The 2,608-nt window shown below is 51.3% G+C and carries 2 protein-coding genes and 1 pseudogene; 1 reads left to right on the top strand and 2 read right to left on the bottom strand.

Annotated elements, in window-relative coordinates:
- Both Q1M25_RS09470 and rpmE read right to left on the bottom strand, forming a co-directional pair.
- Window positions 1–1,559: glycosyltransferase family 39 protein (locus tag Q1M25_RS09470; RefSeq protein WP_300484062.1), on the bottom strand; the 1,559-nt coding region annotated here is incomplete at its 3' end.
- Between the two features lie 235 nt (window positions 1,560–1,794).
- On the bottom strand, window positions 1,795–2,010 hold the full coding sequence (rpmE, locus tag Q1M25_RS09465) for a 50S ribosomal protein L31 (RefSeq protein ID WP_070583990.1): 216 nt from the start codon (window positions 2,008–2,010) through the stop codon (window positions 1,795–1,797).
- A 281-nt stretch (window positions 2,011–2,291) separates the two neighbouring features.
- Between rpmE and Q1M25_RS09460 the strand changes: the two are divergent.
- A pseudogene (locus Q1M25_RS09460) lies at window positions 2,292–2,608 on the top strand (acyltransferase); the annotation flags it as partial.

Here is a 2,608-nt window from a genome sequence, read left to right as displayed (position 1 = left end):
TTGGCGGCTTGGCGGATGAGGCGGTAGCGGCAGGACGGGTTGTCGGTCGTGGTTTTGATATGGCTGTATTGTGTCCACGCGATTCGTGTGCGCTGGTCTTGGCTGTTGATGCTGATACATTCGAGGCCGTCTGAAAGCTGCTGTTTCAATTCGGAAGAAAGTGCGGCTTCCATTTGGTGTACTACCGGCGCATGGCTTTTGGCGGCGTTGAGCCATGGTAAAAACAGGGTCATCAGCAAGGCCCAGGCCAAGGTAACGCCGGCTGCCCAGTTGGTCACGGCTTGGCGGCCGCGGATGTTTTTACGCGTAATTGCCCAGAGCCATAACGGGGTAAACAGCAGGGCGACGGTCATCGGAATTGGGTCGATGTCGGGGATGTAATATGGGCTGAAATAGGCGGCGCGTTCGGCCAGTTTGGCAGGCCAGCCGTAGTTCATGGCGAAGAAGCCCAGCCACAGGAAGACGGCAATCAGACCAAATGCCATGATGCCGAACCAGTTGATAAATGCCGCTGCGCCGCGGCGCAGGCCGTCCAGTTGTGCCGCGCCGAGCAGGGCGAGTGGCGGCAACAGCCAAACGAGGTTGTCTTGTAGGCGTTGCGGGTTGATGGCGAGTAGGGCTGTCATGATAACCAGCCACGACAGGCTCAGAATGCCCCAGTTTTTATCGTGGATACGCGTGCGGCTGAGCGTCCATGCCGCCAGCGGCCAAGCAGGCAGGGCAAACCACAGCAGGTTTTTCAGATAATAGGGCAGGTTGAAGGCCGTCTGAATCTGATGGAAACCGCCGAATACGCCTAAGGAATAATGGTTGAACCAAATATCAAACCATTCGGGATTGGTTTTGGATAAAACCAGCGGATACAGAATCAGCAGGGGCAGGGAAACGACGATGGCGCCAATCAGGGTCAGCAGATAGCGTTTGCTTTGCCAAGTAGAATGGAACGACAGGGCAAGTGCCAAAAACATCATGGCCGCGGTCAGCAGATAGCCTGAGGAGAGGGAGAGTAAAACCCAGCCGCCGCACAACAGCAAAATGGCAATAATGACGCGGCGGCGTGCCAGTGAGAAGCCGCACAGAATCAATCCAAATGCAGCAAAGACGGCCGACATGGGATTGAGGAAGTGGGCGATGGGCAGTAAACCGATGCTGCCGATAAGGATTAAGACAACACTGCGGCCATGGTGTCTGCCGAGAAAGTTGAAACCGGCAAAACCGCAGGCGGTCAGTCCGATGGCGGTGAATACCACGCCGGCAAAACGCGCGGCATCATAGGCATCGGCTGCCCAAGGTGAAAACAGGGTTTGGAATGCGGTTGCCGCCCATAAAAAAGCAGGGGAGATGGTGAAATCGGGTTGGCCGAAGATTTGTGCAATTAACAGGCTGCCGCCGTTTTTCATGGATTCGGAGGCGGTAAAGAGGGAGGGTTCGGCAGGGTTCCACAAGTCATGCGAGAACACGCCCGGCCACAGCCAGGCAAAGGCCATCAGCAGCAGAAGCCATGGTTTTTCATGGGTTTTTTGGGGGCGGCGCGGATCGGGCGGTGTGTAAGTCAGCATGGAAGGTCAAAAAACGGTTGATTTGAATAGCAATGGTACAGGGTTTGACGGGTTTGCGCGATATGCCGGACTGGAGGGCTTTGTAAAACAATGCTTACGGCTCGTTTTTATCGGGTGTTTGGAATGATATGGTATTCGGTTGACGACAAAAAGCTCAGGCCGTCTGACAGAAATATTTCAGACGGCCTGAATGCAAAAAAGACTGCACGAAGCAGTCTTTTTGACAAAGCGGCAATTAGCGTTTGAACAGGTTGCCGAATTTGTTGTTGAATTTGTCCACACGACCGGTAGTGTCGACGATTTTTTGAGTACCGGTGTAGAAAGGGTGGCACAGAGAGCAAACCTCAACGTTGAAGCTGTCTTTTTCCATTGCAGATTTGGTCACGAATTTGTTGCCGCAAGAGCAGGTAACGTCGATTTCGTGGTAGTTCGGGTGAATACCTTGTTTCATTTGATTTCCTTTCGATTAAGCGGGCACAGGGGTTTTGCCTGTACTTCAGTTAAGCGTGGAATTTTCGCTATTTTTGGCTGTTTCGTCAAGAGGATATTTTGTATGCAGGGTAGTTTCGCAACAGAAGAGAACAGTTTAGAATAGAATATCGAACCAAATATTATGCGATCAGATTGTAATCTAACTGAAAAGAGGATGTAAAACCTCCTCTAGATGTGAAACTTTAAGAAGAATAATAGTCTGAATAATATTTACGCTTGTACGAACAGGAGACGGAATCAATGTGGAAAAAGATATTGACGTGCATTTTGCGTGTTTTGGGAGGAGTGTTGCCCCCGTCTTATTGCAAACCATTCGGCAGAATTGCGCAAAAATTCCGTGTTGCTTTGGCTGCGTGTATTTCTCCAAACATCGGTAAAAACGTCAATATTGAAAAAGGCGGATACGTCTTTCCGGATACGGTAGTCGGCGACAATTCGGGTATCGGCGTAAATTGCGAAATCTGCCGCGGTTTGACCCTCGGCAAGAACGTGATGATGGGGCCGGAATGCCTGTTTTATTCGACCAACCACAAATTCAACCCTGAAACCCGCCGCTT

Origin of the sequence: uncultured Neisseria sp. (assembly GCF_951230505.1) — a bacterium.
In the GTDB taxonomy this organism is placed as follows: domain Bacteria; phylum Pseudomonadota; class Gammaproteobacteria; order Burkholderiales; family Neisseriaceae; genus Neisseria.
This window is presented reverse-complemented; position numbering and strand designations above follow the sequence as displayed.